Consider the following 26,135-nt stretch of genomic DNA (forward strand, 5'->3'; position numbering starts at 1 on the left):
GAGCACACCGTGGGTACAGCGGCGCAGACCACCGAGCGCGAGCGCGGGACACCGTACGAGGGGCCGCTGCTCGACGTGCGGGACCTGCACGTCGAGTTCGTCACCAGGGACGGCGTCGCCAGGGCCGTCAACGGGGTCAACTACTCCGTCTCGGCCGGCGAGACGCTGGCCGTGCTGGGCGAGTCCGGCTCCGGCAAGTCGGTGACCGCGCAGGCGATCATGGGCATCCTGGACATGCCGCCGGCCCGGATCCCGCGCGGCGAGATCCGCTTCCGGGGCCAGGACATGCTCAAGATGAGCAAGGACGAACGGCGCAGGATCCGCGGCGGACGGATCGCGATGATCTTCCAGGACGCGCTGTCCGCCCTCAATCCGGTGCTGTCGGTGGGCTTCCAGCTCGGTGAGATGTTCCGGGCCCACCGGAGCGTCTCCCGCAAGGAGGCGAAGGAGAAGGCCGTCGAGCTGATGGACCGGGTGCGCATCCCGGCGGCCAAGGACCGGGTGAACGACTACCCGCACCAGTTCTCGGGCGGCATGCGCCAGCGCATCATGATCGCGATGGCGCTGGCGCTGGAGCCGGACCTGATCATCGCGGACGAGCCCACCACCGCCCTGGACGTCACCGTGCAGGCCCAGGTGATGGACCTGTTGGCCGAGCTCCAGGCCGAGTTCCACATGGGTCTGATCCTGATCACCCACGACCTCGGCGTGGTCGCCGACGTCGCGGACAAGATCGCCGTGATGTACGCCGGCCGCATCGTCGAGACGGCCCCGGTGCACGAGCTGTACGCGCGCCCCGCGCACCCGTACACCCGGGGCCTGCTGGACTCCATCCCCCGGCTGGACCAGAAGGGCCAGGAGCTCTACGCCATCAAGGGCCTGCCGCCCAACCTGCTGCGGATCCCCACGGGCTGCGCCTTCAACCCGCGCTGCCCGCGTGCGCAGGACGTCTGCCGGGCCGAGGTGCCGGAGCTGCTCCCGGTCACCGAGGAGGACGGGACGCCGCAGGAGGGGCGCGGCAGCGCCTGCTTCTTCTGGAAGGAGACCCTCCATGACCGTTAACGGGGCCAGCGCACTGGGCGCGGTGGTGCCGGAGGAGGCCGCCTTCGCACAGGAGGTGCCGCGCGGTGAGCCGATCCTCGAAGTCCGGGACCTGGTCAAGCACTTCCCACTGACCAAGGGCATCCTGTTCAAGAAGCAGGTCGGCGCCGTCAAAGCGGTCGACGGGGTCAGCTTCGACCTGATGCAGGGCGAGACCCTCGGCATCGTCGGCGAGTCCGGCTGCGGGAAGTCCACCCTGGCCAAAGTACTGATGAACCTGGAGCCGGCCACCGCGGGCTCGGTCCGGTACAAGGGGGAGGAGATCTCCCGGCTGTCCGGTGCGGCGCTGAAGGCCGTCCGCCGGAACATCCAGATGGTGTTCCAGGACCCGTACACCTCGCTCAACCCGCGCATGACGGTCGGCGACATCATCGGTGAGCCGTTCGAGATCCACCCCGAGGTGGCACCCAAGGGCGACCGCCGCAAGGCCGTCCAGGATCTGCTGGACGTCGTGGGTCTGAACCCGGAGTACATCAACCGGTACCCGCACCAGTTCTCCGGCGGCCAGCGCCAGCGCATCGGCATCGCCCGCGGTCTCGCGCTGAAGCCCGAGATCATCATCTGCGACGAGCCCGTGTCGGCCCTGGACGTGTCCGTCCAGGCGCAGGTGATCAACCTGCTGGAGCAGCTGCAGGGCGAGTTCAACCTGTCGTACATGTTCATCGCGCACGACCTCTCCATCGTCCGGCACATCTCCGACCGCGTCGGCGTGATGTACCTCGGGCGGATGGTCGAGGTCGGCAGCGACGCGGAGATCTACGACCACGCCACCCACCCCTACACCCAGGCGCTGCTCTCCGCGGTGCCGGTGCCGGACCCGACGGCCCGCGAGTCGCGGGACCGCATCGTGCTCACCGGCGACGTGCCCTCACCGGCCAACCCGCCGAGCGGCTGCCGCTTCCGCACCCGCTGCTGGAAGGCGCAGCAGCGGTGCGAGGTCGAGGTCCCGCTGCTGGCCTCGCCGACCTGGCTGAAGGGGGCGGCGGTCCACGACTCGGCGTGTCACTTCGCGGCGGAGCGCGAGATCGAACAGAGTGCGGCGGAGCGCGAGATCGAACAGAGCGCGGCGGAGCGCGACATCGAGCCGAGTGCGGAGGACGGGCAGGACGGTACGCAGTAGCGGGTCGACGGTGGGCAGGGCGCGTCCTCGGATTCGAGGGCGCGCCCTTTCCCGTGATGGAAAAGTGATCTGCCGTGGGCTCGCCAAGTGCGGCGCGGTCCTTGATAGTTGCTCTGCGCCTATCGGTGGTCGCTGCTGCGTTGAGGAGGGCTGCTCACATGGACGTGGTGGAGGTGACCGGCGGCGGCCGGGAGGGCCTGGTGCCCGGGACCCCGCTGCTGGAGGTCGACGACCTGCACGTGGAGTTCCACACCCGGGACGGGGTCGCGAAGGCCGTCAACGGGGTGAGCTACGCGGTGGCGGCCGGCGAGACGCTGGCGGTGCTCGGGGAGTCGGGTTCGGGCAAGTCGGTGACGGCGCAGGCGGTCATGGGGATCCTGGACATGCCGCCGGGGCGGATCACCGCGGGGCGGATCCTGTTCCGCGGCGAGGACCTGCTGACCATGAGCGCCAACGCCCGGCGGGCCGTCCGGGGCCGGCGGATCGCGATGATCTTCCAGGACGCGCTGTCCGCCCTCAATCCGGTGCTCAGCGTGGGCTACCAGCTGGGGGAGATGTTCCGGGTCCACCACGGCGTCTCCCGCAAGGAGGCCCGGGAGAAGGCCGTGGAGCTGATGGAGCGGGTGCGCATTCCCGCTGCCCGGCAGCGCGTCGGCGACTTCCCGCACCAGTTCTCGGGGGGTATGCGCCAGCGCATCATGATCGCGATGGCGCTGGCGCTGGAGCCGGACCTGATCATCGCGGACGAGCCCACCACCGCCCTGGACGTGACCGTGCAGGCCCAGGTGATGGACCTGCTGGCCGACCTGCAGCGCGAGTTCAACATGGGTCTGATCCTGATCACCCACGACCTCGGCGTGGTCGCCGACGTCGCGGACAAGATCGCGGTGATGTACGCGGGCCGGATCGTCGAGGCGGCCCCGGTGCACGAGCTGTACGCGCGCCCCGCGCACCCGTACACCCGGGGCCTGCTGGACTCCATCCCGCGCCTGGACCAGAAGGGCCAGGACCTGCATGCCATCAAGGGCCTGCCGCCGAGTCTGCTGCGGATCCCGGAGGGCTGCGCGTTCAACCCCCGCTGCGACCGGGCACAGGACCGCTGCCGGAGCGAGCTCCCGCCGTTGGTGCCGGTCGCAAGCGAGCACGGCGAGGAGCTGGCGGGCCGCCGCAGCGCCTGCCACTACTGGCGCGAGACGCTGCACGGCTGAGCCCGCCCGCCGCCGCGGCTACTTCAGGAAGCCGACGTTCTCCCAGACGATGTCGGACAGGCCCTGCGCGCCGATGTTGGCGAGGTCGGCGCGGGCTCCGTACAACTGCGGGCGCTGGTAGAGGGGCAGGACGCCGGCCACCTTCCAGAGCTCGCCGTCGGCCTGGTTGATCGCCTCGGAGGTGGTGGCCGCGTCGGTCGCGGCGGCGGCCCGGTCGAGCGCGGTGTCGACCGCCGGGCTGCCCGCGCCGACGTGGTTGGTGCCGCCGTTCTGGACGAAGTTGGCGCGGCTGCCGCTGGCCGGGAACGGGGTGCCGAGCAGCGAGTAGGCGGTGATGTCGAAGTCGTTGCGGTTGATGTACTTGTCGAAGAACTCGTTGACGGGGGCGGTCACCGTGCTGACCTTGATCCCGACGTCCTTGAGCATCTTGGCGGTGTTCGCGGCCTCGGTCTGGGCCTGGGTGACGCCGGCCGGGACGACCATCCGCAGGTTCAGTTCGCGGCCGTCCTTCTTGCGGACGTCGCCGTCGAGCTTCCAGCCGGCCGAGTCCAGCTTGCGGGCGGCCTCGGCGGGGTCGTAGCGGGCCAGGCCGAGCGAGTTGTCGCGGTAGCCGTTCTGGTTGGCGACCAGCAGGTGGTTGTTGAGCGGGACCGCGGGCCAGTCCAGGCCGTTGAGGTCGGATCGGATGACGGCGTCCCGGTTGATGGCCTGGAACACGGCCTGGCGCACGGTCGCGTCGCTCAGCGCGGGGGTGCGGGCGTTCAGGGTGATCTGGCGGAAGTCCGGACCGCCGGCCCGGCGCACGACGGCGCCCTTGGTGGTCCGGATGACCTGGTAACCGGCCACGTCCGGACCGTTGTTGACGAGGTCGAGCGCGCCCTTGGCGAAGGCGGCGGGCATCGCGTCGGGGCTCATCGCGTGGAAGACGACCCGGTCCAGCATCGGCTTGTCGCCCCACCACGCGGGGTCGGCGACCAGGGTGACGGTCTGCGCGGCGCGGTCGAGCTGCTCGACCTTGAACGGGCCCGCGGTGACCGGGATCGCGTCCAGGTAGGCGGTGTTGAACAGGTCCGGGGTGGAGATCCGGCTCGCCGGCAGCAGCGGGGCGTTGGCGGCGCCGTTGAACATCGACTGCCACTCCGAGAACGGCCGGTCGAAGGTCATCACGGCCTGGAAGTCGTCCTTGCCGCGCTCGACCGAGGAGACCAGCTCGAAGCCGGTGCTGCTGGACGGCTTGTAGGCCGGGTCCTTGCTGTTCAGGGCCCGCCAGTTGGCCTCGATGTCGCGCCAGGTGATCGGGGTGCCGTCGGACCAGTGGGCCTTCGGGTTGAGCGTCCAGGTGACCACCTGCCGGCCGTCCTTGAGCTCGGCGTGGGCGTCCTGAAGGTAGGCGGGGTTGACCGTCTGGGTGCCGGCGGCGTCCGAGCGGAAGAACGTCGGCAGCAGCGGCTTGGTGACCGCCATGGTCGAGGACTCGCTGCCGTCGGTGTGGATCGGCGACCACTGGCGGGAGAACTGGGTGATCGCCAGGTTCAGGGTGCCGCCCTGGCGCAGTTGTCCGCGGTCGTGCGGGTTGATGTCGACCGACGTGAGCTTGGGCGTCGCGGGTGCGGACGGCAGTGCGTCGGCGCCGGTCTCGCCCTGGCCGGAGGCACAGGAGCAGAGCGCGAGCGAGAGGGTGAGGGCGGTGAGGCCTGCGAGCAGGGCCGTCCCGTGCTGCTGGAGGCGGCGGCCCATCGGCGTGCTCCCCGGGGTGGATGAGGCGGAAGGTGTGGCGTCACATCTTGCTGACCGGGAGGGGGAGTTGTCGAGGGGCGGGACCGGATGCGGCCCCGCCCCTCGACGGGAGGCGGTACGTCAGACGGCGAACTTGAAGGTGCGGTCCTTGTCGCCGGTCTTGTCGAAGACCGAGGCGATGCCGTCCGCGACGTCCTGCGGGGTGATCGCGACGAGCTGGCCGTTCTTCTTGACCTTCACCTTGTCGAACACGCCGCCCAGCTGGGTGGAGAGCGCGTCGAGGTCCCACTTGGGCACGATCTTGCCGGAGGCGTCCGGGACGAGCGTGAGCGCCTTGGCCGCGGTCTTGCCGCCGAAGTCCCAGGTCTTGGTGCCGGCCACGACGTGCACCTTGCCGGCGGCCACCTGCTTGCCGAGGCTGTCGGCGGCGGCCTGGAGGGCCTGGGTGGAGACCTTCGGCTGGGCGGCCGTGACGGCCAGGGCGACCGGCTGGTCGGGCTTGCCGGCGGCGCGGTCGCGGTAGGCCTGCTCGACCGCGTCCAGGGCGTTCGCCGAGTCCACCGCCTGGCCGGCCCGGCCGGGGACGACGATCGGCTCGCCGTTGGGCTCGCCGAACTTGACGTAGCCCTCCTGCAGACCCTGGCCCGAGCCGGCCGACAGCGAGTCGAGGGCGGCCTTGAGCTTGGCCCGGTCGACCTTGACGTCCGGCGCGACGGCCTTGCTGCCGCCCTGGAGGGACTTGATGACGTCGACCGGGTTGTAGCTGTGCTGGGCCAGGTCGTCCACGGTGGCGGTGGTGTCGAAGCTCAGCCCGGCGACCGTCGGGTCGAGGTCCACGGTCTGGTCGCCGATCTTCAGCTTGAGCGGCTGCTGACCGGCCTTGCCGACCGAGGCGTCCAGCGAGTGGATCGCCTGGTCACGGCTGTTGCCGCCGATGTCGGTGCCGAGCACCACGGTGCCCTTGGGGACGTCGGACTGGTTGAGCATCAGGCCGGTGCCGTACGCGGCGGCGCCGAGGAACAGCACACCGCCGATGCCGTAGACGCCCAGCTTGACCAGCTTCTTGCCGCCGCCGCGCTTGGCCTTGCCCTTCGCGGGGGCCGGCTCGGACTTGGCGGGCGCCGGGGCGGGCGGCGGAGTGCCGTTGGGCCCCTGGGCGGCCGGCGGCCGCGGTCCGGGGGCGGGCATCGGTGTGACCTCGGTGACCTCCGGGTCGCGGCCCGGCTGCTGTGTGCGGCCGGGCTGCGGGCCCGTACCGGGCGCCCCAGGGAAGAGCCCGTTGGGGGCCGCCGGGGCGACCGGGGCGTCCTGGCCGGGGGCGGCCGGACGCTGGGTGGCGAACGGGTCGGCGCCGGTCGGCGCGGACGCGAACAGGCCCGGCTGCGGACGCTCGTCGGCACCGCGCGGGGCGCCGTTGCGGGGCATGCCGGATATCCCGGCGGGCGGCGGGGTGTTCTCGCGGATCGGCTTGAAGCCGTCGACCGAGGTGTCCTCCGGGCTCGGCCCGGCGCCCGGCGCACCCTGCGGGAGCGGGCCCGTCGGGTGGCCGTTCGGCTGGAAGCCGTTCTGCGGGCCGCCCTGGCGGGGGCCGTTCTGCCGTGCACCGCCCTGCCGTGCACCGTTCTGCCGCGCACCGTTCTGCGGGGCCCCGTTCTGCTGGGGCCGGTTCTGCCGCGCGCCGTTCTGCTGGGGCCGGCCGCCGCGCGGGCCGCGGGTGCCGGCGTCGGGCCCGGGGGTCGGGCCGAACGGGTCGGCGGCGGGCGCGAAGGGGTCCGCGGCCTCGTAGACGCCGGGCTCCTCCACGGGGGCCTCGGCGCGGGTGCGCGCGGCGGGGGCGCCGGGGTTCGGCGCCTTGCCCTGGGCGGGCACCGGGCGGCCGTTCGGCGCGCCGTTGGCGCGGGCAGCGGCGCCCCCGGCCTGGCGGGCGCCCTGCGGCCGGGGCTCGGCGGCGGGCGCGGCCTGGGTGGCCGGGGCGGCGGCGGACACGGTGGCCGGGGCGGCCTCGGTGGCGGGCGCCTTCTTCTGGCGCGGCCGGAACCAGGCACCGGTGGACTCGGACTCCGAGGTCGCCGGCGGGATCGGCGGGATCTCCCACTCCGGCGGCAGGTTCGGCTGGGCGGCCGTGCCGCTGCCGCCCTCCATCACGCCGAGGACGGGTGAGGACGGCGCGGAGCGGTGCCGGGGGCTGCCCTGCTCGGGGGCCGGGGCCTCCTCGGCCGGGCCGTCCTCGTTCTTGACGGCGCTGCGGACGACGACCGGCGGGATCGGGCGCGAGCCGGGGATGTTGATCCGGACCCGGGTGGTCAGGGTGGTCTCGGTCTTCGGGCCGTCGTCCTCGCCGCCGTCCGCGGCGCCCTGGCCCGCGCCGGCCGCGGCCCGGTCGCCGCCGGGGTGCCCGGGCGTGCCGTAGGGCGGGGTGCCCGACGGGTAGGCGTCCGGACCCGTGCGCCGTGGCGTCGGGTGGGCGTTGTCAGATTCGCGGCTGCTCAATGCTGCTGTGCTCCGGGTTCGCGGGAGGGCCGTGCGGCGCGACCGCGGTTCGTGGTCGCCGGGCCCGGCTGGGGCGGGCGGCGGTCGGGTACGGCGTTCTGCGGGACCACCATACTGGGAAGAACTGAGCGGTGAACGGCTTCGGACAGATCCTGATACGTCCGGTTCCTCCGGTATGAGAGTAAGGCCGTGTGCTCTTGACTGCGCGTCGTACGCGGTACCGTACGCCGCGTCCTGCCGGGGTCAGCGCGGCGGGCCGGGCACTCCGGGGAACCAGCTGGTGCGGGTCGGCAGGGTGGCGCAGATCACGCCCAGCACCGAGCCGGCGAACAGCCAGGCCAGCGAGGTGGCGTTGGACCACAGGACGTTGTCGCCCTCCGGCCGCGGCACGATCAGCAGCAGCATCGCCAGGAACCAGCCGGCCGCGGGTGCTCCCGCGCCGAGCCGGGTGCCGGTGATCCGCAGGCCGGCGTAGAACGTGGCGGCGGTCGCGGCCAGCGCCAGCAGGATTCCCGCGGGCGGCCACAGGGCCTGCACAAAGGATCCGCAGACCGACACCGCGATGCCCAACAGGAAGAACAGGACATACACCGCGATCCGGGCGGCGCGCGGGGGTTGGGGCTCGGCCAGCCGCTCGTCACGGGTGCCGAGGACGGCCGCCGTGATCGAGCGGCGCGGTGGCGGGGCAACGGGCTTGGTCATCGCACGTCCTCCTCGGCGTTCGCGGCCGCGACGTCGAGGCCCGCGAACAGGTCGTCCTCGGGTCGGCCGGGCCCGGCCTGGCCGCGCACCAACTGGTAGTACTCGGTGGCGAGCAGGGGCTGGCCGAGGTGGTTGGAGAGCGCGAAGAAGGCGCCGTCCACGGTGATCTGGGTGACGTGCGCGGCCATCGCGGCCGCCTTGCGCCCGGCGTGCGCGGCGCCGTCCAGCACCGTGGTGACCGTCCCGTCGGCGACCACGCCGGGGACGTCGGACGGCTGGGCCACGCCAGGGAAGGACGCCTTGGCGGCGGTCTCGGCGAGCCCGGCCTCGATCACCGAGCGGGGCATCCGGTTCCAGTACACCTTGGCGATCCGCCAGGCCGGGCCCAGCTCGGGGCGGTGCGCCGGGTCGGCGGCCAGCTCGTGCGCGCGCATCGCGACCCGGTGCGCCTGGATGTGGTCCGGGTGCCCGTAGCCGCCGTTGTCGTCGTAGGTGACCAGGACCTGCGGCCGCACCTCGCGGATCACCGCGACCAAGTGGCCGGCCGCCTCGTCCACGTCCGCGCGCCAGAAGCAGCCGGGGGCGTCGTTGTCGGGCACGCCCATCATCCCGGAGTCGCGGTAGCGCCCGGGGCCGCCGAGGAAGCGGACGTCGGTGACGCCCAGGGCGCGCGTCGCCTCGGTGAGCTCGCCGATCCGGTGCGCGCCGAGGGTGTCGTCCCGATCGGCCGTCAGGTGGGCCAGCTCCGGGGGGATCACCTCGCCGCCCTCGCCGAGGGTGCAGGTCACCAGCGTGACCCGGGCGCCCTCGGCGGCGTACCGGGCCATGGTGGCGCCGTTGCCGATCGACTCGTCGTCGGGGTGTGCGTGCACGAGGAGGAGTCGGCGGCCGGTAGTCGCGGTCATGGGAGGAAGCCTAACCACCGGCCGGGTGGGGCTAGAGCTTCAGGCCGTTGATCATCCCCGCGAGGTTGCTGGTGACCTGGCTGATCGACGGCGCGATCGAGCTGGACGCCAGGTAGAAGCCGAGCAGCGCGCAGACGATCGCGTGCCCCAGCTTCAGGCCGGAGCGGCGGATCAGCGCCACCACGATGACCAGCATCAGCACGGCGGCGGAGATGTTCATGGCCATGTCGGCTCACACCCCTTCTCGGGCGCGCCACCCCTGGGGGAGGGCGGCGGTGGGACGGTGCGGGACTGGGCTGCGGGCGACCGGGGACCGGGACGGGGCCGACGATCACTCGCCCGACAAGTCATACCCGATGGGTGAGGGGAGCATGACGTTCGGTGAGCACCGGCGTGTGGGGCGGCGCGGCGCCGACGGCGCGCCCGGGCCGGTCGGAGGCGGTTTTAGGGCCTTTGGGGCGCACTTGGGGACGATGCTCCGAACGAGTGATCACCAGCCTCCCGGCAGCGGCAGTTCGGCGTCGTAGGGTCTGGTGCCATGACCTCCCACACCCCTGCGGACACCTTCCCCCGGCAGTACGCGCGGACCCTGCGCTACACCGTCGGCGCGCCCCGCTCGTTCTCCGTCGCACCGGACGGCTCGCGGGTCGTCTTCCTCCGCTCGCTCCCCCAGCCTCCGGCCGGGGGGACCCCCACGGGCAGCGACCGGGCCAACCTGCTCTGGACCCTCGACACCGCCACCGGCGAGGAGCGGATCGCCGCCGACCCGGCGGCCCTGCTCGGCGGCGGCGAGGAGGACCTCTCGCCGGCCGAGAAGGCCCGCCGCGAGCGCAGCCGCGAGGGCTCGGCCGGCATCGTCGGCTACGCCCTGGACGGGACCGGCACGCTGGCTGCCTTCGCGCTCTCCGGCCGCCTCTTCACGGCCGACCTGGTCACCGGAACGACCACCGAACTGCCCGCCCGGGGACCGCTGCTGGACCCGCGGCTGTCCCCGGACGGCAGCTGCGTCGCGTACGCCAACACCGCCGGCGAGCTGCGGCTGACCCGCACCGACGGCAGCGGCGACCGGGTGCTCGCCGAGCCGGACGGACCGAACGTCACCTGGGGCCAGGCCGAGTTCATCGCCCAGGAGGAGATGGACCGCGACCGCGGCTTCTGGTGGTCCCCGGAGGGCGACCGGCTGCTGGTCGAGCGCGCCGACGACAGCCCGGTGCGCCGCTGGTGGATCGCCGACCCGGCGAACCCGGACCGCGAGCCCGCCGAGGTCCCCTACCCGGCGGCCGGCACCGGCAACGCCGAGGTCGGCCTCTGGGTGCTCGACATGCACGGCGGGCGCACCGAGGTGGTGTGGGACCGTGCGGCGTTCCCGTACCTCGGCCGGGTGCACTGGTCGAAGGGCGGCGTGCCGCTGCTGCAGGTGCAGTCCCGCGACCAGCGCAGCCAGCGGATCCTCGGCCTGGACGTGGCCACCGGCGCCACCGAGGTGCTGCACGCGGAGGAGGACGCGGTCTGGTTGGAGCTGTTCGGCGGCGTCCCGGCGTGGACCCCGGACGGCAAGCTGGTGCGGATCTCGGACGAGGGAGGGGTCCGGGCGCTGGTGGTCGGCGACCACGCCGTCACCGGGGCCGACCTGCACGTCCGGTCCGTCGTCGCCGTCACCGAGGACGAGGTCTTCTTCTCCGCCTCCGGCGGCGCCGCCGAGACCGACCCCGAGCCCGGCTGGATCGCCGTCGGCCGGATCAGTCACGACGGCAAGCGACTCGGCTGGGAGTCCTCCAACGGGCGGCCGTTCACCTCCGTCACCAGTGCCGTGCACGGCGGCGGGATCACCGTGCGGGCCACCGCCGAGCCCGACCTGCCCGGCACCCTCGTCCAGGTCGCCCGCGACCTGCCGGAGGGCGTGGTGGTCGACGACGTCGCCACCATCGCCTCGTACGCCGAGACGCCGGTCATCACCGCCCGCCCGGTCTTCCGCTTCGCCGGCGAGCGCCGCATCCCGGCCGCCGTCTTCCTGCCCACCGGCTACGACCGCGAACGGGACGGCCTGCTGCCCGTCCTGATGGACCCGTACGGCGGCCCGCACGGCCAGCGCGTCGTCCAGGCGCACAACCCGCACCTCAACTCGCAGTGGTTCGCCGACCAGGGCTTCGCGGTGGTCGTCGCCGACGGGCGCGGCACCCCCGGGCGCGGGCCGGCCTGGGAGAAGTCGATCGCCTTCGACTTCGCCGGGGCCACCCTGGACGACCAGGTCGAGGCGCTGCAGGCACTCGCCGGGGAGTTCCCGCTGGACCTCGACCGGGTCGCCATCCGCGGCTGGTCGTACGGCGGCTACCTCTCCGCGCTCGCCGTGCTGCGCCGCCCGGACGTCTTCCACGCGGCGGTCTCCGGCGCGCCGGTGACCGACTGGGCGCTGTACGACACCCACTACACCGAGCGCTACCTGGGCGACCCGGCCGAGCGGCCCGAGGTGTACGAGGCCAACTCGCTGAGCGGGTACGCGGCCGGGCTGGAGCGCCCGCTGATGATCATTCACGGGCTGGCCGACGACAACGTGGTGGCCGCGCACACCCTGCGGCTCTCCTCGGCGCTGCTCGCCGCCGGGCGCCCGCACACCGTGCTGCCGCTGTCCGGCGTCACGCACATGACCCCGCAGGAGGAGGTCGCCGAGAACCTGTTGCTGCTTCAGGTCGACTTCGTGAAGCGCGCGCTCGGGGCGTGACCGGGCCGAGGCCGGAGGAGGGGGGAGCGCGGAGGAGGGGGAGCGGGGCCGGATCGCCGAAAGACCCGGGCCCTTCGTGTGCGGTGCCCGGAGTCCGCGCCGCTCCCCCTGAGCCGCGTGTGCCCCGCGGGGCGACCAGTCCGGCCGGATCTCCCGGCATGCTAACCCCCGGGGCCGACAACCGCCCCTGACCTGCCTTTCCGCGGCCGGTACCCCTGATGCGGGTACCGGCCGCCGGCATGACATCCGTCATGCCGAAGGCACGACGGCGGACACTGCCGCCGCCGACCGCCCGCGCGGGACCCTGAACCGGTGCGAACAGCACCGGACGCGACAGCACCAGGGAAGAGGAGCCGGGCGATGGACACCGAGGTGGCCGCCTTCCGCGGCGTGGGCAAGAGCTACGGGCGGGTGCGCGCCGTGGACGGACTGGACCTCGTGCTGCGGCCGGGCGAGACCGTGGCCCTGCTCGGCCCGAACGGCGCCGGGAAGTCCACCAGCCTGGACCTGCTGCTGGGGCTGCGCGAGCCCGACCGGGGCAGCGTGACGCTCTTCGGGGGCACCCCGCGGGCGGCGATCGCGGCCGGCCGGGTCGGCGCGATGCTGCAGAGCGGCGGGCTGATGTCCGACGTCAAGGTGCGCGAGCTGGTGCGGCTCGCCTGCGACGTGCACCCGCGCGGCCGGTCGGTCACGGGGGTGCTGACCGACGCGGGGATCACCGAGCTGGCGGAGCGCCGGGTCGACAAGCTGTCCGGCGGCCAGGAGCAGCGGGTCCGCTTCGCCCTGGCGATCGCGGGCGACAACGACCTGATCGTGCTGGACGAACCCACCACCGGCATGGACGTCGGTGTCCGGCAGTCGTTCTGGGCGAGCATGCGGGCGCAGGCCGACGCCGGGCGCACGGTGCTGTTCGCCACCCACTACCTGGAGGAGGCCGACTCGATCGCCGACCGCGTCCTGGTGCTGCACCGGGGCCGGCTGATCGCCGACGGCAGCTCCGCCGAGATCAAGGCGCGGGCCGGGGTGCGCCGGATCGCCTTCGAGCTCCACGACGGCGACGGGCAGGCCGACGAGCGCCTGCTGCGCACCCTGCCGGGCGTGCAGTCGCTGGACGTCACGGCCCGGGTCCCGGGCGTGCGGACGGTGCGGATCCGGACTGCGGATGCCGACGCGAGCGTCGCCGGGCTCTACCGGGCGGGCCTGTACCCGCGCGGGCTGGAGGTCACCGGCGTCGGCCTGGAACAGGCCTTCCTGACCATCACCGGCGAGCTGGACCGCGCGGCCGGGCCCCGGAGCGCCGACGGCGCCGGGAATGCCGGGAGCGCCGCCACCAGCCGGAGCGTCGACAAGGAGAGCGTGCGATGACGACCCTGATCCGGCTGGAGGTCCTGCGGACCCTGCGCAACCGGCGCTACCTGTTCTTCACCGTGATGTACCCGGCCCTGATGTACGTCTTCTTCATCCACGCCTACGGGGCCGCCGACCAGGCCGGCGGACTGCCGGTGAAGACCTACTTCATGGTCTCGATGGCCACCTTCGGCGCGGTCGGCGCGGTGCTGACCGGCAGCGCGCAGCGGATCTCGCTGGAGCGCAAGAGCGGCTGGACCCGGCAGCTGCGGCTGACCGCGCTGCCCGGCCGGGCGTACACCGTCGGCAAGATCGCGGCGAGCGCGGTCACCACGCTGCCGGCGATCCTGGTGGTCTTCGCGGTCGGCGCGGCCCAGGGCGTCGTGCTCAGTGCGGCGCAGTGGACCGGGCTGGGCCTCGCGCTGTGGCTGGGCAGCTTCGTCTTCGCGGCGCTCGGCGTGGCGCTCGGGTACGCGGCGGCGCCGGACGCGGTGCAGCCGATCGTGATGATCACCTACATGGCGATGGCGCTGTTCGGCGGGACCTGGTTCCCGGTGAGCGGTTCGCTGGAGAAGTTCGCCCGGTTCGACCCGGTGTACCTGTACAACCACCTGGCGGGCTTCACCCGGCCAGGGCACTCCCTGGACACCGTCGCGGTCGCCGGGCTGGCGGGCTTCCTGGTGGTGTTCGTCGTCGCCGCGGCGGCCCTGTACCGGCGCGACACCCGACAGGCATGATGATCCACATGAGCGACGCGCGTCAGACCCACGGCCCCGACGAGTCGCCGAAGGCGGGTGCGGAGCGCGCGTCGTTCATGAGCGTGCCCGGTTCCCCGGTGGAGACCAGGCGGCAGCTGGTGGTCAAGGTCTCCTGGATGCTGCTGTGGATGACCTACCTGGCCTACCCGGCGGGCGACCTGGTGAGCGGGGGCCACAGTGCGGCCGACCGGGTGTTCGGCTGGTGCTGCCTGGCCGGGTTCGTGGCGGCGTACGTGCTGCTGGTGATCTTCCGCTCGCAGGCGGGGATGCGGCCGCGGGCCTGCCGGGTGATCGTCGCGACGATGATCGTGCTGGCCTCGGTGGCGCCCTTCGTCCTCGGCGACGCCTTCCTGACCCTGTTCATCTACGCCTCGGTGTGCGTCGCGATCATCACCCCGGCGAACTACGCGCTGGGCGCCCTCGGGGCCATGGCCGGGCTCACCGCCGCGGTCGGCCTGCTGAGCGGCGTCGACACCGACAACATCGCCACCTTCACGCTCAGCGCCTTCCTGGCCGGGGTCGCGATGACCGGCCTCCAGCGGCTGGTCGCCACCATGAAGGAACTGCGCGAGGCCCGGGCCGCCGTCGCGCACCTGGCCGCCTCCGAGGAGCGGCTGCGACTCGCCCGCGACCTGCACGACCTGCTCGGGCACTCGCTCTCGCTGATCACCCTGAAGAGCGAGCTGGCCGGCCGGTTCATGGATGCGGGCGCCGACGAGAAGGCGCGGGCGCAGGTCGCCGACATCGAACAGGTCGCCCGGCAGTCGCTGATCGACGTCCGGGAGGCGGTGACCGGCTTCCGCCGGCCGACCCTGCCGGTCGAGCTCGCCGCCGCCCGTACCGCGCTGGCCGCCGCCCAGGTCCGGCTGGAGGCCGCGCCGGAGCTGGTGGACAGCTGGCCGGGGCTGGCCGACGAGGAGGCGGGCGCGCTGGCCTGGGCGCTGCGCGAGGCCGTCACCAACATCGTCCGGCACGGCGAGGGCGCCACCGTCTGCACGGTGACGGCCGACGAGAGCTGGGAGGAGCACGGCGGGCGCTACGCCGTGCTGGAGGTCGCCGACAACGGGCGCGGGCCGGGCAAGTCCCAGCCGGGGAACGGGCTGTCCGGGCTGGAGGAGCGGCTGGCGCTGGTCGGCGGGCGGCTGGAGACCGGGCCCGGGGAGCGGGGGAAGGGCTTCCGGATGCGGGCCTCGGTTCCGCTGCGGACGGTGCCCGTCGCGCCCGACGCGTCGAAGGTGGGGTAGCGCCCGCCCCTCGAAGGTGGGGTAGCGCCCGACGCCTCGAAGGACGGCCGGCGCCCGGGCCCCCGGCGGAGGGTCAGGTGCGGCTCGCGGGCTCCCGCCCGCCGGAGTCCGCGGACCGTCCCCGGCCGGCCGCCTCGACGGGCGGCAGCTCCAGGACGAAGCGGGCGCCGCGCGGGGCGTGGGCGACGCGCAGGGTGCCGCCGTGGCGGGTGGCGACGTCCGCCGCGATGGCCAGGCCCAGACCGCTGCCGCCGGCGTCCCGGCTACGGGCCTCGTCGAGCCGGGTGAACGGCTCGAAGATCCGCTCGCGGTCCTCCGGCGGCACGCCCGGGCCGTCGTCCCGGATCTCCACGACGCAGCCGTAGGCGCTCTGCCGCGCGGACATCGTCACCTCGGTGGCCGCGTGCCGCTGGGCGTTGTCCAGCAGGTTGCGCACCAGCCGGTGCAGCCGGATCCGGCTGCCGTGCACCAGCACCGCCTCGGGGGCGTCCACCCGCAGGGTGAGCCGGGCGCCGAGGACCGGGCGGTACTGGTCGGCGAGTTCGCGCAGCACGGCGGACAGGTCGACGGTGCCGAGCCGGCCGGCCGTCGCCGGGTGGGTGCCGCGGGCCAGGAACAGCAGGTCCTCGGTGAGCTGCTGGAGGCGTTCGACCGAGGTGAGCGCCTCCCGGGTCGCGGCGGGCCAGTCGGTGTGCTCGGGGTGGGCGAGCGAGACCTCCAGGTTGGTGCGCAGGGCCGCGATCGGGCTGCGCAGCTCGTGCGAGGCGTCCGCGACGAAGCGCTGCTGTTGGGCGGCGGAGCGTTCCAGTCGGTCCAGGGTGGCGTTGGTGGCCCGGGCCATCCGGGTGATCTCGTCGCCGGAGCGCGGCACCGGGACGCGGCGGTCCAGCCGGTGCTCGCCGATCTCGGCCAGCTCGGCGCGGATCGCGTCCACCGGGCGCAGCGCGCGGCTGGTCGCGATCCAGGCCATCAGCGCGACCAGCAGGGCGGCGGTCGGCACACCGGCCTGGAGCACCGGGTCGATGCTGTGCAGCGAGGCCTCGGCGGCGAACGGGGTGGCCAGCACGTACACCGTGAACGGGCCGACCGTCGGCTTCACCTGGGTGCCGTCCTTGCGCAGCAGCGGGCTCCAACTGCCCATCGCGGTGAAGGCTCGCCCCGAGTAGCGGTTGGCGGCGGCCGTGCCCGCGGGGCCGATGGAGATCCGCTGGACCGTCTGCCAGTCGTCCGGTGCCAGGTGCGGCACGGCGGCCGGCAGCGGCCCGGTCAGGTGCTGGGTGGTCAGCGGGCCCCCCATGAGCAGCACTTGACCGTCGCTGCCCAGCACCACGTACGGCAGCTGCCAGCTGTCCGTCACCTGCTGGCCGTACTTGAAGCCGTTGCTGAGTTCCCGGGCCTGTGCCTTCGCCTCCGCGTCCGCGGCCTGCACCTGGGCGTCGTACATGTGGCCGCGCAGCCACCAGGCGCCGCCGCCGAGCAGCAGCAGCGCCGCCAGGCCGGCCGCCAGCGAGGTGCGCAGACGGGTGGAGAGGCGGCTGAGCACGGTCAGGACTCCATTCGGTAGCCGGCGCCGCGCACGGTGGTGATCGAGCGGACGCCGAACGGGGTGTCCACCTTGCGGCGCAGCATGCTGACGTACACCTCGACGATGGACTCCTCGCCGTCGAAGGCGATGTCCCACACCTCGTCGACGATCCGGCGCTTGGACAGCACCTCGCCGGGGTGCTCGACCAGGCAGCGCAGCACGGCGAACTCGCGCTCGGTGAGGGTGATCTCGGCGCCGCCGCGGCCGCAGCGGCGGCCCGCCGGGTCCAGCCACAGGTCGCCCGCCCGCAGCAGCGGGCCGGGCGTCTGGCTGCGGCGGATCAGGGCGCGCAGGCGGGCCAGGAAGACCAGGTAGGAGAACGGCTTGGTGAGGTAGTCGTCGGCGCCGGTGTCCAGGCCCTCGGCCTCGTCGTACTCGCCGTCCTTGGCGGTCAGCATCAGGATCGGGGTGGCCACGCCGTCGGCGCGCAGCGCCTCGCACACCTTGTAGCCGTTCAGGCCGGGCAGCATGATGTCGAGCACGATCGCCCGGTAGGCGTGCCGCTGGGCCAGCCGCAGGCCGGTGAGACCGTCCGGGGCGAGGTCCACGGTGTAGCCCTCGGCCTCCAGGCCGCGCCGGACGGCTGCGGCGACCTGGGCGTCGTCCTCCACCACCAGAATCTCCATGCGGATCAGGATGCCACCGGCGCCGGATCCGTTCCTTAAGCGGCCTTCAGCTTTCTCAGCGTCGCTTCAGGGGTCTTGTCGCATGCTCTCGCCGTTTTCGCCGATCCGTTCGGGTCGGTGCCCGGAGCGAGAGGGGCTGGCGGATGACCGTTCTCCAGGAGGCCGTCGGGGTCCGTGACTTCGGGCCGCGGTCGGCACCGGCGTCCGCCGAGGAGCGCGCGGCGCGGGCCGGTGCCGAGTCGGCGGGGGCGGCCGCCGCACGTCGGCCGCCGGCACCGGGCGGCGCCGGGGCCGGGGCTTCGGCGGGGGCGGGGGCGGGCGTGCCGGTCGTGCCGGCGCCGCCCGGTCCGTCCGCCCGGCACCGCAAACCGCGGCGCACCGCCCCGCCCAGCCTGGTGATGGCGGCGGGGACGGTGGTGTCCCGGGCCACCGGCTTCGTCCGCTCGGCCGTCCTGGTGGCCGTCCTCGGCTCGGGGGTGCTCGCGGACGGGTACAACGTGGCGAACACGGTGCCCAACATCCTGTTCGTGCTGCTGATCGGCGGCGCGCTGAACACCGCGCTGGTGCCCCATCTGGTGCGCGCTGCCAAGGAGTCGGCGGACGGCGGGGCCGCGCACGTCGACCGGCTGGTGACGGTGCTGGTGACGGCCCTGCTGGTGCTGACGGCCGTGGCGGTGCCGGCCGCGCCGCTCGTCGTGCGGGCGTACACCTCCTACGGCGGAGCGCAGTTGGACCGTACGGTGCTGCTGGCGTACCTGTGCCTGCCGCAGGTGTTCTGCTACGGGCTGTTCACCGTGCTGGGCCAGATCCTGAACGCCCGGCGGCGGTTCGCGCCGATGGCGTGGGCGCCGGTGCTGAACAACCTGGTCGTGATCGCGGCCTTCGGCGCATACATCGGCCAACGGTCCTTCTCGACCACCGACTTGACCCTGCTCGGTGCCGGTACGACGGCGGGCGTGGTCGCGCAGAGCCTGGTGCTGCTGCCGTGCCTGCGGGCCGCCGGAGTGCGGCTGCGGCCGCGCTGGGACTGGCGGCAGGCCGGGCTCGGCGAGCCGCTGCGGGCCGCCGGGTGGACGCTGCTGCTCGTGCTCAGCGACCAGGTCGGCTACTGGGTGGTGACCCGGCTGGCCACGCTCGACGGCGCGCGGGCCGCCGAGGCCGGGCTCCCCGGCGTCGGGTACACGGCGTACAGCAGCGCCTACCTGCTCTGGATCGTGCCGCACGGCGTGGTCACGGTGTCCCTGGTGACCGCCGTCGTCCCCGCGCTCACCGCGGCCGCCGACGCCCCGCACACCGTTCGCACCGTCCTCGCTCGCACCGTCCGCACGATCGGCGTGGTCACCGTCCCGGCGGCCTGCGCGTTCGTCGTCCTCGCGCCGCAGCTGTGCGCCCTCGCCTTCGGCCACGGTCGCACCGACTCCGCCGACGTCCAGGCGATCGCGGGCATGCTGACCGCCTTCGCGCCCGGCCTGGTCCTCTACTCGGCCTCCTACGCGCTGACCCGCGCCTTCTACGCGCTCGGCGACAGCCGCACGCCCTTCCTGCTCAACCTCCTGCCCGTCGCCGCCACCGCGCTCGGCGCCCTGCTCTGCCACCGGCTGCTGCCGCTGCGCTGGGCCGTCACCGGGACGGCCGGCTGCTACGGCGGCTCGTTCCTGCTCACCTGCGTCGCCGCCCACCTGCTGCTGCGCCGCCGCCTCGGCCCGCTGCCCGTGCTGGGCGCGCACGTCAGGCTGCTCGCCGCCGCCCTCCCGGCCGCGGCCGCCGCCTGGTGGACCACCCGCTACGGCCTGCTGCCCGCCGTCGCCGTCCTCGCCGTCGGCTACCTGCTGCTCGCCCACCTCCTCCGCGTCGAAGAACTGTCCGCCCTCATCTCGCGATTGCGCCGCCGGTGAAGCCGATGAAGCCGATGGAACCGATGAAGGCGATGGAACCGATGAAGGCGATGGAACCGATGAAACCGATGACTTCCGTGAACCAGCTGCCCGCCGACGTCCGGCGCACCCTCGACGCCCTGCTCCGTCCGGGCCATCCGCTGCGCGCCCAACTCCCGCACCTGCGCATCGAGTCCCGCTGCGCCTGCGGCTGCACCGTCCACTTCACCGGCACCGGCACCGCCGCGCGCGCGGAGATCGTCGCCGAGGCGGGCCTCGGCGACGACGGCGAGGTGCTGCTGTTCGCCGAGGCCGGGAGTCTGTCCTGGCTGGAGGTGTGCTCCTGGACCGACCCCAAGCTCACCCTCGCCGAAGCCGCCCGTTTCCTGCGCGGGGAACCCTGCGACCCCCGCTGATCGTCCTCCCCGGCATGCCCACCGTTCTCGTTCTCGGCTTCGACCCGCACACCGTCCCCGGCATGGACGGCGACGGCGTGCGGGCCGTCCTCGACGCCGAACTCGCCCGCTTCGCCGACCACGGCATCGACGCCGCGATGACCCTGGTCGCCCCCGACGACACCGCCGAGCCCGCGATCGTCGCGGCGCTCGACGGCCGCGGGTGGGACGTGGTCGTCATCGGCGGCGGCATCCGCAAGCCCGAGCCGGCCCTCCCGTTCTTCGAACTCGTCGTCAACCTGGTCCGCCGGCACGCGCCGCAGGCCGCCATCGCCTTCAACACCAGCGCCGCGGACAGCGTCGAAGCCGCCCTGCGCCGGCTCTGACCCCCGCCCGAGGCCTGGGCCGGGGCCGGCGAAGGCTCCGCCCCGGCTACCGCGTCGGGTGCGGGTCGGCCAGGTCGCGGCGGTAGGTGAGCCCCGGGCGCTCGGAGAGCAGGACCTCCTGCCGGAACCGGAAGCCGTTGCGGGCGAGCACTGCCTGGGAGGCGGCGTTGTCGACGGTGGTGGCCGCGGTCAGGAAGCGCAGGCCGTACGGGCCGGCCGCGAGCCGACAGACCTCGGCGACGGCGGCGGTGGCGATCCCGCGGCCGCCGGCGGACTCGGCGACGCGGTAGCCGAGTTCGGCTCCGCCGTCGGCGATGTCGACCAGGTTGACCCGGCCGACGAGCTCGCCGTCCGCGTCCCGGACGACGTGGAACCGGCAGGTTCCCCCGGCCTGCTCGGCGAGGAGCGCGCCGTGCCGGGCCGGGAACTCGGCGAAGTAGGCGTCCCCGCGGTCCGGCACGCTGCGGGCGAAGTACGCGCGGTTGGTGCGTTCGAACGCCAGCAGGGCGTCGGCGTGGTCGGGGCGGAGGAGTTCCAGGCTCAGCATCCGGCCAGTCTGGCCCGCAGGGCCTCGGTGAACCACTCGAATACGTCCCGCAGGCTCTCCCGGGCGGGCCAGCCGTTGATGACCGCCAGCAGCTGCCAGTAGCGGTCCGCGCGGGGGTCGTTCGCCGTCCCGAGGCGGTCGGACAGCCACTGGCGCAGCTCCTCGTCGTCCGGGCGTCCGAAGGCCTCGGCGTAGGCGGCGGTCAGGGCCGCGACGACGGGGTCGGCGTCGGGGGAGGCGGGGGCGGTCCCGGCGGCCAGCGCGCCGCGGACCAGGGACGTCACGGTCCCGGTCAGCGCGATGTGCAGACCGCTGCGGTCCCCCTCCGCCCGCTCGGCGGCCTGGTGCTCGGCCATCTTCCGCACGGCCGCGCGGAAGTCCCGGACCTGGACGAGTTCGCCCAGCTCGACCCAGGCCTCGACCTGCTCCGGCCGCGGCTCGTCGGGCAGTTCCGGCATCGCCGAGCGCATCATGGCGACGAACCCGGGGTCGGCGTCCAGGCCGCCGAAGGTCTCGTCGATGAAGTCGTGCACGAGACGCCGGCGTTCGGCGTCGGAGAGCTTGGCGAGTTTGTGCATCAGTCTCATCTCCTCGGGGGTGGAGCCGCGTTGGGCGACGGCGAGCAGCACCGCCCGGCGCAGCCGCAGGGTGCGGATCTGCACCTCCAGCGCCTCGGCGTGCGCGGCGGCGACCTCCTGCAGCGGGGCCTCCCGCTCCAGCACCCGGCGGACCGCGGGCAGGTCGAGCCCGAGTTCGCGCAGGGTGCGGACGAGGTCCAGCCGGGCGAGCGCGTGCACGTCGTACAGCCGGTAGCCGGCCGGGGTGCGGCCGGTGGGCGGGACGAGCCCGGTGTCGGCGTAGAACCGGACGGTCTTGACCGTGAGCCCGGTGCGCCGGGCGAGGTCGCCGATCGAGTACCGGATGTCGTCCGCAGTGCTGCCGTCCATGGGCACCAGTGTGGACTCTCCCCCTACCGGAGACTCAAGCCCGTTGCCCTCTAAGGTCATGGCCATGAACGACACTGACAACGGGGCCTCGATCCGCGTGCTGCTCGCCGAGGACCAGGGGATGGTCCGGGAGGCGCTGGCCGCGCTGCTCGGGCTGGAGGGGGACATCGACGTCGTCGCGCAGGTCGGGCGCGGGGACGAGGTGGTGTCGGCGGTGCTGGCGAACGAGGTGCAGGTCGCCGTGCTGGACATCGAGATGCCGGGGATGACCGGCATCGAGGCGGCGGCCGAACTGCGCCGGCAGGCGCCGCGCACCAAGGTGGTCATCGCGACGACCTTCGGGCGTCCCGGCTACCTGCGCCGGGCGATGGAGTCGGGCGCGGACGCGTTCCTGGTGAAGGACGCGCCTGCCTCCGAGCTGGCCGAGGCGATCCGCCGGGTGCTGCGCGGCGAGCGGGTGATCGACCCGGTGCTGGCGGCGGCCGCGCTGGCCGAGGGCGCCAACCCGCTGACTCCGCGCGAGCGGGACGTGCTGGGCGCGGCCGCCGACGGCGCGGTGAACGCCGACATCGCGCGGCGACTGCACCTGTCGGAGGGGACGGTCCGCAACTACCTCTCGATGGCGATCCAGAAGACCGAGGCCCGCAACCGCACCGAGGCGGTCCGGATCGCCCGCGAGAAGGGCTGGCTGTAGCCCCGTCGTGGATCAGTTCAGCCGGTGGCGGGCCGCCCGCGCCTCCTGCCGGACCTTGGCCGCCCCGTCCGGGTCGAAGGCGTCCAGGATCTGCGCGTACGCGTCCATCTCCGCCGAGCCGCCGAGGAAGTCCCCGGTGCGGACGAGGAGTTCGGCCCGCTCCAGCCGGAGCTGGGCGGGGTGGCGCGGCAGCAGCAGGGCGAGTTCGGTGGCCCAGAGCTGGGTGCGGGCGTGTTCGGGACGGTCGGAGGCCCAGGCGCGGATGTTGCCGAGCACCCGCAGCACGACGTCCAGCGGCTGGGCCGGGGTGAGCATCGAGGGCGTGAACTCGTGCCCGGCGGCGGCGACCAGGTGCTCGACGTCCCCGGGGTCGAGCAGCCGTCCGCCGTGGAACGGGTCGGCCAGGACGTAGTCGCCGCCGCCTCCCGGCCCGCCCACGGCGACGATGAAGTGGCCGGGCAGTGCGACACCGTGGACGGTGAGCCCGGCCCGCCGTCCCACCGCCATCCACACCAGCGACAGGGTGATCGGCAGGCCGCGCCGCCGCCGCAGCACCTCGGGCAGCAGCGAGGACTCCAGCCGCCGGTAGTCGGCCTGCCGCCCGTGGAAGCGCTCCCGCCCGCCGAGGACGGCCGCGAGCAGGGCGGCGGTCTCCTCCGGTCCGGCGGGCGCCCGCTCGGCGACGGCCAGCCGGACGGCGGCCGCGTGCCGTTCCAGGGCGGCCTCGCAGGCCGCGAGCAGGGCGTCCACGCCCGGCGGCTCGCCTGGGTCGCCAGGGTCGAGCGCCGGGTCGTGCTCGGCGGCGGCGAGCAGGCAGAGCAGCACCGGGTCGGGCTGCTCCGCGCGGGCGGCGGTCCGGAAGCGGTCTCTGCTCTGCTCGGTCACGGTGACGGCGACGGCTTTCGTACGACGGACGGACAGTGCGACGGGCGGTTCGGGCGACGGGCGGTTCGGGCGACGGGCGACGGACGGTTCCGGCAGCGGACGGAACGACCCGAGCGCTACCCCTGGGGAAGAAGGGCGTAGTGGTAAGTGTGACTGGTCGTGAAGCCGATTCGGTCATAGAGCGCGATCGCCCCGGCGTTCTCCGCCTCGACCTGCAGGTAGCCGCCGCTCGCGCCCTCCTCGGCCGCCCGTGCGGCGAGCACCGCCATGACCGCGGTCGCCAGCCCGGCCCGGCGGGCGTACGGCTGGACCTCGATCGCGCCGAAGCAGGCCCACGGCCCCTCGATGACGCAGCGTCCGATCGCCAGTGGCGGCTGTCCCGGCGCGCCCGGCACGGTCGCGAACCAGACCGACGGGCCGCCGTGCAGCACCCGCAGCGCCGCCTCCTCGACCGCGGGGTCCCCGGTCACCCGCCGGTACAGCGACAGCCACGCCGGGTCCGCCGTCCGCGCCAGGCGCACCCGGTCGTGCCCGCCGCCGGTCCGCGCGAGCCCGGCCAGCGGGGCGGTGCGGACCAGGGTGGGCGCGTACCCGGCGCCGAGCCGGTCGAGTTCGGCGCGCAGCGGCTCCGGCGACCCCGGGGTGATCACCTCGACGTACGAGGGCAGCCCGCGCTCCGCGTACCAGGCGCGGACGGCCGCCAGGGCGTCCGGCAGCGGCAGCCCCGGGTCCCCGAGCGCCTGGACGGAGTTGGCCCGCCGGGTGAATCCGGCCGAGGCGCGCAGCGTCCACTCGCCGAGCGGCTGCTGTTCGACGGCCGGCCAGCCGCGCCCCGCGATCCGCTGCAGTTCGACCGGGTCGGTGACCGGCAGCGGAGCGCGCCGGGCGGGAAACGGCGGCACGACTTTGCCTGCGACCAGCAGCTTCTCCGGCAAGAAGACCGGGTCCCCGGTTCGAGGCACGATCGTCAACCCAAGATCGTCCCACGATGTGAGCACGCCGATCGAATCCCGGAACACCGGCCGGTCGTCCACGAACTCGGAGAGGCGTCGGACGGACACACGTCGTCCCACGTCAGAGCGATCTATCCGGACCTCCGGACGATCGCTGACCGGGTTGCCTGTCGCCATGTGGCCACCTCCTGTGCATTTGCGGTCTCCGACCCGCGATACTAGGGGCGGGCATCGACGACGCCGCGCTCACCGCGCACGCGAGCAGAACAGAACGGGCCGCCAGGCCCTTCCTAGGAGGAACGACAGCGTGACCTACGTCATCGCGCAGCCTTGTGTCGACGTGAAGGACAAGGCGTGCATCGAAGAGTGCCCGGTTGACTGCATCTACGAGGGCGAGCGATCGCTCTACATCCACCCGGATGAGTGTGTCGACTGTGGCGCTTGCGAGCCGGTCTGCCCGGTCGAGGCGATCTTCTACGAGGACGACACTCCGGAGGAGTGGAAGGACTACTACAAGGCGAACGTCGAGTTCTTCGACGACCTGGGTTCGCCCGGTGGCGCCTCGAAGCTGGGCCTGATCGAGCGCGACCACCCGTTCATCGCCGCTCTGCCGCCGCAGAACGCCGACCACTGACGATCGGTGGCAACGAAGCTGTGAGCAACGACAGCACGCGCGCGCCGTTCCCGGGCCACCCGGGAGCGGCGCGCCGCGTTTCCGACCTCCTGCCGGTCTTCCCCTGGGACAAGCTGGAGCCGTACAAGGCGACCGCCCTCGCCCACCCGGGCGGCCTCTGCGACTTCTCCGTCGGCACCCCGGTGGACCCGGTCCCGGAGATCGTCCAGAAGGCGCTGGCCGCACACACCGACACCCCCGGCTACCCGACGGTCTGGGGCCCGCTGGAGCTGCGCGAGGCGATCGCCGGCTGGCTGCACCGGCGCCTCGGCGCCGCGATCGGCCCGCAGGCCGTCCTGCCGACCGTCGGCTCCAAGGAGCTGGTGGCCTGGCTGCCGACCCAGCTCGGCCTCGGCCCCGGCGACCAGGTCGCCTACCCGCGGCTGGCCTACCCGACGTACGAGGTGGGCGCCCGGCTGTGCGGCGCCGAACCGGTCGAGTACGACTCGGTGGACGAGCTGGACGGCTCCCGGGTGCGGCTGCTCTGGGTGAACTCGCCGTCCAACCCGACCGGCCGGGTGCTGGGCGCGGACGAGCTGCGCCGCGCCGTCGAGTGGGCCCGGGAGCACCGGGCGCTGCTGGTCAGCGACGAGTGCTACCTGGAGCTGGGCTGGGAGGCCGAGCCGGTCTCCGTCCTGCACCCGGAGGTGTGCGGCGAGGACCACGAGGGCCTGCTGGCCGTCCACTCGCTCTCCAAGCGCTCCAACCTGGCAGGCTACCGCGCCTCCTTCGTCGCGGGCGACCCGGTGGTGGTCCGGGAGCTGCTGGAGGTGCGCAAGCACGGGGGCATGATCGTGCCCGCCCCGGTCCAGGCCGCGACCGTCGCCGCGCTGGCGGACGACGCGCACGTGGCCGAGCAGCGCGGGCGGTACGCCGCCCGGCGCTCGGCGCTGCGGGCCGCGCTGGAGGCGTACGGCTTCCGGATCGAGCACTCCGAGGCGAGCCTCTACCTGTGGGCGACCCAGGACCGGCCGTGCTGGGAGACTGTGGCCGAACTGGCCGGGCTGGGCATCCTGGTGGCGCCCGGCGACTTCTACGGTCCGGCCGGCGAGCGTTTCGTGCGGGTCGCCTTCACCGCGACCGACGAGCGGGTCGCCGCGGCCGTGGAGCGGCTGGCAGCGGCGCGCTGACCGTACGTCGAAGGGCCGGTGCTCCTCCTGGACCTCGACGGCCGGTACCGCCCGGTCCCCCACCGCGACCAGTCCGGCCGGGTCGGGTCCGTCGGCCGACCCGAGCACC

Annotated in this window: 24 protein-coding genes; 13 read left to right on the forward strand and 11 right to left on the reverse strand. The window is 73.8% G+C overall.

What is annotated here, in order from left to right; translation table 11 throughout:
* Positions 1–9: 9 nt before the first annotated feature.
* The 3 genes from AB0D10_RS26705 (at position 10) to AB0D10_RS26715 (ending at position 3,429) form a co-directional block, all read left to right on the forward strand.
* The gene (locus AB0D10_RS26705) at positions 10–1,062 is read left to right on the forward strand and encodes an ABC transporter ATP-binding protein (protein ID WP_360260996.1); all 1,053 of its coding nucleotides are present in this window, start codon (positions 10–12) and stop codon (positions 1,060–1,062) included.
* On the forward strand, positions 1,052–2,221 hold the full coding sequence (locus AB0D10_RS26710; protein ID WP_360260999.1) for a dipeptide ABC transporter ATP-binding protein: 1,170 nt from the start codon (positions 1,052–1,054) through the stop codon (positions 2,219–2,221). Before AB0D10_RS26705 ends, AB0D10_RS26710 begins: the two co-directional genes overlap by 11 nt.
* A 158-nt stretch (positions 2,222–2,379) precedes the next feature.
* On the forward strand, positions 2,380–3,429 hold the full coding sequence (locus tag AB0D10_RS26715; RefSeq protein WP_360261002.1) for an ABC transporter ATP-binding protein: 1,050 nt from the start codon (positions 2,380–2,382) through the stop codon (positions 3,427–3,429).
* Between the two features lie 18 nt (positions 3,430–3,447).
* Here the strand turns inward: AB0D10_RS26715 and AB0D10_RS26720 are convergent, their stop codons facing one another.
* From AB0D10_RS26720 to AB0D10_RS26740, 5 genes are all read right to left on the reverse strand, one after another.
* Complete coding sequence (locus AB0D10_RS26720) at positions 3,448–5,166, reverse strand: ABC transporter family substrate-binding protein (protein WP_360261005.1); 1,719 nt, start codon at positions 5,164–5,166, stop codon at positions 3,448–3,450.
* Positions 5,167–5,286: 120 nt separating this feature from the next.
* A complete protein-coding gene (locus AB0D10_RS26725) occupies positions 5,287–7,656 on the reverse strand; it encodes a hypothetical protein (protein WP_360261008.1) in 2,370 nt (789 codons plus the stop codon).
* Positions 7,657–7,899: 243 nt separating this feature from the next.
* Positions 7,900–8,358, reverse strand: a complete 459-nt coding sequence (locus AB0D10_RS26730) for a DUF6113 family protein (protein ID WP_360261011.1) — start codon at positions 8,356–8,358, stop codon at positions 7,900–7,902.
* Positions 8,355–9,263, reverse strand: a complete 909-nt coding sequence (gene mshB, locus AB0D10_RS26735; RefSeq protein ID WP_360261013.1) for an N-acetyl-1-D-myo-inositol-2-amino-2-deoxy-alpha-D-glucopyranoside deacetylase — start codon at positions 9,261–9,263, stop codon at positions 8,355–8,357. The genes AB0D10_RS26730 and mshB overlap by 4 nt, the downstream gene beginning before the upstream one ends.
* Before the next feature lie 31 nt (positions 9,264–9,294).
* Complete coding sequence (locus AB0D10_RS26740; RefSeq protein ID WP_360261016.1) at positions 9,295–9,489, reverse strand: DUF2304 family protein; 195 nt, start codon at positions 9,487–9,489, stop codon at positions 9,295–9,297.
* Between the two features lie 312 nt (positions 9,490–9,801).
* Here AB0D10_RS26740 and AB0D10_RS26745 point away from each other — a divergent pair, with 312 nt between their 5' ends.
* The 4 genes from AB0D10_RS26745 (at position 9,802) to AB0D10_RS26760 (ending at position 15,331) form a co-directional block, all read left to right on the forward strand.
* A complete protein-coding gene (locus AB0D10_RS26745) occupies positions 9,802–11,982 on the forward strand; it encodes a prolyl oligopeptidase family serine peptidase (RefSeq protein WP_360261019.1) in 2,181 nt (726 codons plus the stop codon).
* 360 nt (positions 11,983–12,342) lie between these two features.
* On the forward strand, positions 12,343–13,347 hold the full coding sequence (locus AB0D10_RS26750) for an ABC transporter ATP-binding protein (protein ID WP_360261021.1): 1,005 nt from the start codon (positions 12,343–12,345) through the stop codon (positions 13,345–13,347).
* The gene (locus tag AB0D10_RS26755; protein WP_360261024.1) at positions 13,344–14,066 is read left to right on the forward strand and encodes an ABC transporter permease; all 723 of its coding nucleotides are present in this window, start codon (positions 13,344–13,346) and stop codon (positions 14,064–14,066) included. The genes AB0D10_RS26750 and AB0D10_RS26755 overlap by 4 nt, the downstream gene beginning before the upstream one ends.
* Positions 14,067–14,074: 8 nt before the next feature.
* A complete protein-coding gene (locus tag AB0D10_RS26760) occupies positions 14,075–15,331 on the forward strand; it encodes a histidine kinase (RefSeq protein WP_360261027.1) in 1,257 nt (418 codons plus the stop codon).
* 73 nt (positions 15,332–15,404) lie between these two features.
* Here the strand turns inward: AB0D10_RS26760 and AB0D10_RS26765 are convergent, their stop codons facing one another.
* Both AB0D10_RS26765 and AB0D10_RS26770 read right to left on the reverse strand, forming a co-directional pair.
* A complete protein-coding gene (locus tag AB0D10_RS26765; protein WP_360261030.1) occupies positions 15,405–16,874 on the reverse strand; it encodes an ATP-binding protein in 1,470 nt (489 codons plus the stop codon).
* 2 nt (positions 16,875–16,876) lie between these two features.
* Positions 16,877–17,542: a response regulator transcription factor gene (locus AB0D10_RS26770; protein ID WP_360261033.1), complete on the reverse strand. Its 666-nt coding sequence runs from the start codon at positions 17,540–17,542 to the stop codon at positions 16,877–16,879.
* 143 nt (positions 17,543–17,685) lie between these two features.
* Between AB0D10_RS26770 and murJ the strand changes: the two genes are divergently transcribed.
* The 3 genes from murJ to AB0D10_RS26785 all read left to right on the forward strand — a co-directional run bounded on the left by murJ (position 17,686) and on the right by AB0D10_RS26785 (position 20,197).
* Positions 17,686–19,437, forward strand: a complete 1,752-nt coding sequence (gene murJ / locus AB0D10_RS26775) for a murein biosynthesis integral membrane protein MurJ (protein ID WP_360261036.1) — start codon at positions 17,686–17,688, stop codon at positions 19,435–19,437.
* Between the two features lie 68 nt (positions 19,438–19,505).
* Positions 19,506–19,832: a hypothetical protein gene (locus AB0D10_RS26780; protein WP_360261038.1), complete on the forward strand. Its 327-nt coding sequence runs from the start codon at positions 19,506–19,508 to the stop codon at positions 19,830–19,832.
* Positions 19,833–19,846: 14 nt separating this feature from the next.
* Positions 19,847–20,197 carry a hypothetical protein gene (locus tag AB0D10_RS26785; RefSeq protein WP_360261041.1) on the forward strand — a complete coding sequence of 117 codons (351 nt, stop codon included), beginning with the start codon at positions 19,847–19,849 and terminating at the stop codon, positions 20,195–20,197.
* A 46-nt stretch (positions 20,198–20,243) separates the two neighbouring features.
* On the opposite strand, the gene AB0D10_RS26790 is transcribed toward AB0D10_RS26785, so the two are convergent.
* Together AB0D10_RS26790 and AB0D10_RS26795 are read right to left on the reverse strand one after the other, a co-directional pair.
* Positions 20,244–20,744 carry a GNAT family N-acetyltransferase gene (locus AB0D10_RS26790; RefSeq protein ID WP_360261043.1) on the reverse strand — a complete coding sequence of 167 codons (501 nt, stop codon included), beginning with the start codon at positions 20,742–20,744 and terminating at the stop codon, positions 20,244–20,246.
* On the reverse strand, positions 20,738–21,691 hold the full coding sequence (locus tag AB0D10_RS26795) for a MerR family transcriptional regulator (protein ID WP_360261046.1): 954 nt from the start codon (positions 21,689–21,691) through the stop codon (positions 20,738–20,740). The genes AB0D10_RS26790 and AB0D10_RS26795 overlap by 7 nt, the downstream gene beginning before the upstream one ends.
* Positions 21,692–21,755: 64 nt before the next feature.
* Between AB0D10_RS26795 and AB0D10_RS26800 the strand changes: the two genes are divergently transcribed.
* A complete protein-coding gene (locus AB0D10_RS26800; protein ID WP_360261048.1) occupies positions 21,756–22,385 on the forward strand; it encodes a response regulator transcription factor in 630 nt (209 codons plus the stop codon).
* A 12-nt stretch (positions 22,386–22,397) separates the two neighbouring features.
* On the opposite strand, the gene AB0D10_RS26805 is transcribed toward AB0D10_RS26800, so the two are convergent.
* Together AB0D10_RS26805 and AB0D10_RS26810 are read right to left on the reverse strand one after the other, a co-directional pair.
* Positions 22,398–23,270, reverse strand: a complete 873-nt coding sequence (locus AB0D10_RS26805; RefSeq protein ID WP_360261050.1) for a transglutaminase-like domain-containing protein — start codon at positions 23,268–23,270, stop codon at positions 22,398–22,400.
* A gap of 116 nt (positions 23,271–23,386) precedes the next feature.
* Positions 23,387–24,400 (reverse strand): GNAT family N-acetyltransferase, encoded by a 1,014-nt coding sequence (locus tag AB0D10_RS26810; protein WP_360261053.1) that lies wholly within the window; start codon positions 24,398–24,400, stop codon positions 23,387–23,389.
* A gap of 130 nt (positions 24,401–24,530) precedes the next feature.
* Here AB0D10_RS26810 and fdxA point away from each other — a divergent pair, with 130 nt between their 5' ends.
* On the forward strand, positions 24,531–24,857 hold the full coding sequence (fdxA, locus tag AB0D10_RS26815) for a ferredoxin (protein WP_030061559.1): 327 nt from the start codon (positions 24,531–24,533) through the stop codon (positions 24,855–24,857).
* 20 nt (positions 24,858–24,877) lie between these two features.
* The gene (gene dapC / locus AB0D10_RS26820) at positions 24,878–26,026 is read left to right on the forward strand and encodes a succinyldiaminopimelate transaminase (RefSeq protein ID WP_360261056.1); all 1,149 of its coding nucleotides are present in this window, start codon (positions 24,878–24,880) and stop codon (positions 26,024–26,026) included.
* Positions 26,027–26,135: the final 109 nt, after the last annotated feature.

Source organism: Kitasatospora sp. NPDC048545, assembly GCF_040651155.1.
Classification (GTDB): Bacteria; Actinomycetota; Actinomycetes; order Streptomycetales; family Streptomycetaceae; genus Kitasatospora.

Coding starts and splice junctions, on each gene's coding strand:
- AB0D10_RS26710 (WP_360260999.1), top strand. CDS start 1,052: ATGACCGTTAACGGGGCCAGCGCACTGGGCGCGGTGGTGCCGGAGGAG.
- AB0D10_RS26730 (WP_360261011.1), bottom strand. CDS start 8,358: ATGACCAAGCCCGTTGCCCCGCCACCGCGCCGCTCGATCACGGCGGCC.
- AB0D10_RS26715 (WP_360261002.1), top strand. CDS start 2,380: ATGGACGTGGTGGAGGTGACCGGCGGCGGCCGGGAGGGCCTGGTGCCC.
- AB0D10_RS26760 (WP_360261027.1), top strand. CDS start 14,075: ATGAGCGACGCGCGTCAGACCCACGGCCCCGACGAGTCGCCGAAGGCG.
- AB0D10_RS26795 (WP_360261046.1), bottom strand. CDS start 21,691: ATGGACGGCAGCACTGCGGACGACATCCGGTACTCGATCGGCGACCTC.
- AB0D10_RS26800 (WP_360261048.1), top strand. CDS start 21,756: ATGAACGACACTGACAACGGGGCCTCGATCCGCGTGCTGCTCGCCGAG.
- AB0D10_RS26785 (WP_360261041.1), top strand. CDS start 19,847: ATGCCCACCGTTCTCGTTCTCGGCTTCGACCCGCACACCGTCCCCGGC.
- mshB (WP_360261013.1), bottom strand. CDS start 9,263: ATGACCGCGACTACCGGCCGCCGACTCCTCCTCGTGCACGCACACCCC.
- AB0D10_RS26720 (WP_360261005.1), bottom strand. CDS start 5,166: ATGGGCCGCCGCCTCCAGCAGCACGGGACGGCCCTGCTCGCAGGCCTC.
- AB0D10_RS26755 (WP_360261024.1), top strand. CDS start 13,344: ATGACGACCCTGATCCGGCTGGAGGTCCTGCGGACCCTGCGCAACCGG.
- AB0D10_RS26740 (WP_360261016.1), bottom strand. CDS start 9,489: ATGGCCATGAACATCTCCGCCGCCGTGCTGATGCTGGTCATCGTGGTG.
- AB0D10_RS26790 (WP_360261043.1), bottom strand. CDS start 20,744: ATGCTGAGCCTGGAACTCCTCCGCCCCGACCACGCCGACGCCCTGCTG.
- murJ (WP_360261036.1), top strand. CDS start 17,686: ATGACCGTTCTCCAGGAGGCCGTCGGGGTCCGTGACTTCGGGCCGCGG.
- AB0D10_RS26745 (WP_360261019.1), top strand. CDS start 9,802: ATGACCTCCCACACCCCTGCGGACACCTTCCCCCGGCAGTACGCGCGG.
- AB0D10_RS26810 (WP_360261053.1), bottom strand. CDS start 24,400: ATGGCGACAGGCAACCCGGTCAGCGATCGTCCGGAGGTCCGGATAGAT.
- AB0D10_RS26780 (WP_360261038.1), top strand. CDS start 19,506: ATGACTTCCGTGAACCAGCTGCCCGCCGACGTCCGGCGCACCCTCGAC.
- AB0D10_RS26750 (WP_360261021.1), top strand. CDS start 12,343: ATGGACACCGAGGTGGCCGCCTTCCGCGGCGTGGGCAAGAGCTACGGG.
- AB0D10_RS26770 (WP_360261033.1), bottom strand. CDS start 17,542: ATGGAGATTCTGGTGGTGGAGGACGACGCCCAGGTCGCCGCAGCCGTC.